Below are 5542 nucleotides of genomic sequence, written 5' to 3'. Positions count from 1 at the left end.
ATTTTTCTAAAGCCATTGTCATAGAAGGAGTTTCAGGAGTTGGAGCAAGAATATCAATTCTTAATCCATGATCAAGAGCTTCTTTCTGAGTCGTGCTTCCAAATACTGCAATTCTTGTATTATTTTGTTGAAAATCAGGGAAGTTTTTAAACAATGATTTAATTCCGGTTGGACTAAAAAAGGCTAAAACATCATAATAAACGTCAGCCAAATCAGACAAATCGCTCATTACAGTTTTGTAAAAAATTGCTTGTGACCAATCTACTTTTAAATTATTTAAAGTAATAGGGGCATCTGCATTTAACTGGTCAGATGCAGGAAGCAGGAATTTTTCGTCTTTGTATTTTTTGATTAGCGGCGATAAATCAGCAAAATCCTTAGCTCCTACATATATTTTACGTTTTCTGTACACTACATATTTTTGCAGGTAAAAAGCAACAGCTTCAGATTGGCAAAAGTATTTCAATCCTTCAGGAACTTTATAACGCATTTCTTCGGCTACCCTAAAAAAATGATCTACCGCATTTCGGCTTGTCAGGATAATTGCAGTGTAATGATTAAGATCGATTTTCTGTAATCGGATCTCTTTTGCGTTTACCCCCTCCACATGAATAAAAGGTCTGAAATCAATTTTTATTTTGTGTTTTTGTTGGAGCTCAAAGTATGGAGAATTCTCCACTTTAGGTTCAGGCTGTGACACCAAAATTGTTTTCACTTTCATATTATAAACATTTTCTAAGCACTCCCTTTCGTTATCCAATAATAAAGAAAATAATAAGGGGCTATTTCAAGAGCGCAAAGATATAAAATAAAATAAAATAACTTGCTGATTATTATATTTTGATAAGTTTTAATTGAAATAAAGTAAGAGAACAAGCTTATAGATACTGAAATGCCTATTATTATTAGAGGAAAAACCTGAGAAATATTCTCATGATAAAATAAAATAGCGTTAAAAGGAAGGATTATAAGGCCAATGTAGCTTCTGTAAGTTGCTTTTTGAAGGTTAAAAACATCTATGAACTCATCTATATTAAAAGAAGTTGCTACAATTTTTTCTATTAAAAATTTTGCTAAAATAAAATAAAGCAAAAAAGTGACAATCTGAATAAATAATACCCAATCTGTTTTTGATTCTGTATAACCAAAAATATACATCGTAAGCTGAATAAAAAAAGCATATGAAACGATTTGAACTAAGAACAGCGATATGGTAAAACTGCTTTTCAAATGACTCGTATCACGGTAAATCTTAACGTATTTATCTGAGAAAATCAATTTGGTAAATTCGCTGAATCTGTTTTCATAAGCAGACTTGGTCATAGCAATAACAGCAAACGCGGCCACAAACAAAAGTGTAGCCCAATCTTTGTTTTCCAGTATCCTTGGATGAAGTTGTTCAATCATAGCGTTACAAAATTAGTAATTTTTTGTGTCAATACTTTTATTATAAATTTATTATGAATCAAATGGCATAAAAAGTTTACTTTTGCGGTGAAATTACGCAGCAAATGAATGATAGTATTGTCATAATTCCCACTTATAACGAAATTGAAAACATAGAAAGTATAGTCAGGGCCGTACTTTCACAGCACAAACCTTTTCATCTTTTAATAATTGATGATAATTCACCGGATCATACAGCTGATAAAGTGATTGCTTTGCAGGAAGAATTTTCAGGGAAGTTGTTTCTTGAAAAAAGAGCTAAAAAATCAGGTTTGGGTACAGCATATGTTCATGGTTTCAGATGGGCTTTAGAACGACAATATGATTATATTTTCGAAATGGATGCTGATTTTTCACATAACCCAAACGATCTTGAAAAATTATATGATGCCTGTCATTTTGGTGGTGCAGATTTGGCCATAGGATCTCGTTATGTAACAGGTGTTAATGTGGTAAACTGGCCTTTAAGCAGGGTTTTGATGTCTTATTTTGCTTCGGTTTATGTTAAATTTATTACCGGAATGAAAATTCATGATGCCACAGCGGGATTTGTATGTTATAAAAAGGAAGTTCTTGAAAAAATAAATCTTAACAAAATTAAATTTGTTGGATATGCTTTCCAGATCGAAATGAAATACAGAACTTACTGTGCAAAATTTGAAATAACAGAAGTTCCTATTATTTTTACAGACAGGACCAAAGGAGTTTCAAAAATGAGCAATGCCATTATCAAAGAAGCTATTTTAGGTGTAATTTCACTCAGATTAAAAAAATTAGTCAATTCACTATAAACTCAAAAACATGAATAGGATTTTAATAAAAAATGCTAAAATTGTAAACGAAGGGGTGATTTTTGAAGGTGATGTATTGATAGAGAACGACTTAATTGTTGAAGTTAACGATAGCATAAGCCTAAAAACCTCCGATTGCAAAGTAATAGATGCCGAAGGAAACTATTTGATTCCCGGAGCAATTGATGATCAGGTACATTTTAGAGAACCTGGATTAACTCATAAAGGGGATATAGAATCTGAATCAAGAGCTGCTGTAGCAGGCGGAATCACTTCTTTTATCGAACAGCCTAACACGGTTCCTAATGCAGTTACTCAGGAAATCCTGGAAGATAAATATCAAATTGCCGCCGCAAAATCATTTGCGAATTATTCGTTTATGATGGGCGCAACCAATGACAATCTGGAAGAAGTTTTAAAAACCAATCCTAAAAATGTTGCCGGAATCAAAATTTTCTTAGGTTCTTCAACAGGAAATATGCTGGTAGATAACGAAGCAACTTTAGAAAAAATATTTTCAAGTACGCCTATGTTAATTGCGGTTCATTGTGAAGATGAAACAACCATTCAAAATAACCTGAAATTATACAAAGAGCAATATGGTGAGGATGTTCCGGTTACGGCACATCATTTAATCAGAAGTGCAGAAGCTTGTTATATTTCTTCTTCAAAAGCAGTAGCGCTGGCTAAAAAAACCGGAGCACGTTTGCATGTTTTTCATCTTTCGACAGCGAAAGAAATGGAATTGTTTACTAATAAAATTCCATTAGAAGATAAAAAAATTACAGCTGAGGTTTGTGTGCATCATCTTTGGTTTACCGATGAAGACTACAAAACAAAAGGAAATTTTATCAAATGGAACCCTGCTGTAAAAACGGCTGCTGACAGAAAAGAACTTTGGAAAGCCCTTAATGATGGCCGTATTGATGTTGTTGCTACAGATCATGCGCCTCATACAAAAGAAGAAAAAAACCAATCATACCTAAACGCCCCTTCTGGCGGACCATTAGTGCAGCATGCTGTAATTGCTATGTTCGAAGCACATCATCAGGGCAAAATTACAGTGGAGAAAATTGTAGAAAAAATGTGTCATAATCCGGCAAAAATTTTTAAAATCGAAAAAAGAGGTTTTGTAAAAGAAGGCTATTTTGCCGATTTGGTCATTGTAAATCCAAGTTTGCCATGGAGTGTAAAACCAGAAAATATTTTGGCAAAATGTGGGTGGTCTCCTTTTGAAAATTATACTTTTAAATCCAGAATTACACACACTTTTGTAAATGGTGAACTGGTTTACAACAATTTCAAAGTAAAAGATATCCGTGCTGGAAAAAGATTATTGTTTGACAGATAAAAAACTGAAATGAAGAATTTTATATTGATAGTATTCGTTTTGTTTCTTTCTGCAAGTTGTAAAAAGGATTTGGTTAAAGAGCCTAAACGACTTATTGAAAAAGAAAAAATGATTGATATTATGTATAATTTATCTCTTTTGGAAGCGATACGCTATCAAAATCCGGCTTCTCTGGATTCGATGGAAGTTAGTCCTACAAAGTTTATTTTACAGAAATATAAAGTAGACAGCCTGCAATTTGCACAGAGTAATATGTACTATGCTGCTGATTATAAGAGCTACAAGGAAATTTTTGATGAGGTTGCGAAACGATTGGATAAAAGCAAAAAGAAAGCAGACTCATTAGTTAAAATAGAAGAAAAGAAAGCGGCTGCTAAAGCAAAAAAGAATAAAGCAGCTGCTGTAAAAAAAGACTCTGTTAAAATACCACTCAGAAAAATCAATATTGATTCTATTAAAAAAAGAATGCAATTGAAGCAAAAATAATCGCTACAGCTTTGAAACTTCTTTTATATATTGATGCACATCTAAAAAAACCGTTCCCAGAGCGGTTTTTATTTTTTCGTTCGAATATAAATTTTTAGAATAGGAAGCTTTTGCGGTTGCTTTGGTTATTGTTCGTTTCTGAAAAAATAAAGTTGAAAACGTCCAGTCAGCAATCCATAGGAAATTCATGAACATTGGTTTTGCATGAATTCCGGGTTTTTTTACTTTTAACGCTTCTGCAATCGTATTTAAAACATCCCTAAACACAACATTATCTGCAATTAAGGTAAAACGTTCGTTTTTTATATCACTTTTCATTAATTCAAAGGCAATTCTGACAACATCCTTGATGACGATAAATCCTGTGCTTCCAAGTGTGTAAAATGAAAGGCCGTTTTTGACTTTGATATACAATTCAGAACTTCCATGTTCAAAAATTTTTGTTTTTGGAATTGGTCCCAAAATTACACCCGGGTTTAAAATAATGATATCCAAACCTTCCTGAAGCGCGCGCCAAACTTCCATTTCGGCACCATATTTAGAAATGGCGTAATCGCTATGGGGTTTTTCCGGGTTCCAGTCCGTTTCTTCCGTAATGTATGTTTCATGGGGAGCTAAATCTCCCAAAGCGGCAATCGAACTTACAAAACAGAATTTCTTTACTTCTTTGGCTAAAGAAAAATTAACCATATTGGCTGTTCCTTCTATGTTAGTTTTTCGAAGTGCATTTTCATCTTTTGGATCAAACGAAATCAAAGCTGCAGCATGATAAACATATTCAATGCCGATAAAAGCAATTTCAAGAGAGGGAACATCTAAAATATCAGCTTCAAGCCAATTTATTTTTTCGAATAAACCACCTTTTTTGTATAATTCAAAAAGCGATTTTGTTTTTTGAATGTGATCCCGATTTCGATAAATAGCCCTTACATTTTCTCCATTTTCAATTAAATGAAGCAATAAATGTGATCCAACCAAACCAGTTCCTCCTGTTACTAATACCATTTTGTAAAGATAAGTTTTTGCTGGAAAGGGACAAAGTTACAGCGAGTCAAAATTGATAAGGCTTTTGATTTTCTTATTGCTTTTTACATTTTCATTAAAATTGCTTTTTGAAATTGTTATTGACATTGACTACATTTGCACAAATTATTTTAAAAATGAAGAATCTAGTTGAAGAATTAAAGTGGCGCGGGTTATATCATGATAGTATGCCAGGAACTGAAGAACAATTGCTGAAAGAAGTGACTACGGCGTATATTGGTTTTGATCCAACTGCAGATTCACTACATATTGGCAGTATGGTTCAGATTATTTTATTGGTTCATTTAAAAAATTTCGGACATCAGCCTATTGCTTTGGTTGGTGGTGCTACAGGAATGATTGGAGATCCATCAGGTAAATCAGATGAAAGAAATTTACTGAACGAAGAAACTCTGGCTAAAAATGTTGCCGGAATCAAAAGTGT

General features: G+C 33.1%; 6 protein-coding genes and 1 pseudogene. 4 read left to right on the top strand and 3 right to left on the bottom strand.

Going from position 1 to position 5542, the window contains the following annotated elements:
* Positions 1–721, bottom strand: a 721-nt coding sequence (locus tag ABI657_RS18790; protein ID WP_348098805.1) for a uroporphyrinogen-III synthase, incomplete at its 3' end; no start/stop codon positions are given.
* A gap of 14 nt (positions 722–735) precedes the next feature.
* The gene (locus tag ABI657_RS18785) at positions 736–1407 is read right to left on the bottom strand and encodes a DUF4271 domain-containing protein (protein WP_348098804.1); all 672 of its coding nucleotides are present in this window, start codon (positions 1405–1407) and stop codon (positions 736–738) included.
* A 104-nt stretch (positions 1408–1511) separates the two neighbouring features.
* On the opposite strand from ABI657_RS18785, the gene ABI657_RS18780 reads away from it, so the two are divergent.
* From ABI657_RS18780 to ABI657_RS18770, 3 genes are read left to right on the top strand one after another with little or no spacing between them, the layout of a single operon-like run.
* Positions 1512–2237, top strand: coding sequence for a polyprenol monophosphomannose synthase (locus ABI657_RS18780; RefSeq protein WP_348098803.1), 726 nt, complete (start codon positions 1512–1514; stop codon positions 2235–2237).
* A 10-nt stretch (positions 2238–2247) separates the two neighbouring features.
* Positions 2248–3588: a dihydroorotase gene (locus tag ABI657_RS18775; protein ID WP_348098802.1), complete on the top strand. Its 1341-nt coding sequence runs from the start codon at positions 2248–2250 to the stop codon at positions 3586–3588.
* 9 nt (positions 3589–3597) lie between these two features.
* A complete protein-coding gene (locus ABI657_RS18770; protein ID WP_348098801.1) occupies positions 3598–4074 on the top strand; it encodes a DUF4296 domain-containing protein in 477 nt (158 codons plus the stop codon).
* Positions 4075–4077: 3 nt separating this feature from the next.
* Here ABI657_RS18770 and ABI657_RS18765 read toward each other — a convergent pair whose 3' ends face one another.
* Entirely contained in the window at positions 4078–5079 is a 1002-nt protein-coding gene (locus ABI657_RS18765; RefSeq protein WP_348098800.1) for an NAD-dependent epimerase/dehydratase family protein, read from the bottom strand.
* Positions 5080–5234: 155 nt separating this feature from the next.
* On the opposite strand from ABI657_RS18765, the pseudogene ABI657_RS18760 reads away from it, so the two are divergent.
* A pseudogene (locus ABI657_RS18760) lies at positions 5235–5542 on the top strand (tyrosine--tRNA ligase); the annotation flags it as partial.

Origin of the sequence: Flavobacterium sp., assembly GCF_039930565.1 — a bacterium.
GTDB lineage: Bacteria > Bacteroidota > Bacteroidia > Flavobacteriales > Flavobacteriaceae > Flavobacterium.
This window is presented reverse-complemented; position numbering and strand designations above follow the sequence as displayed.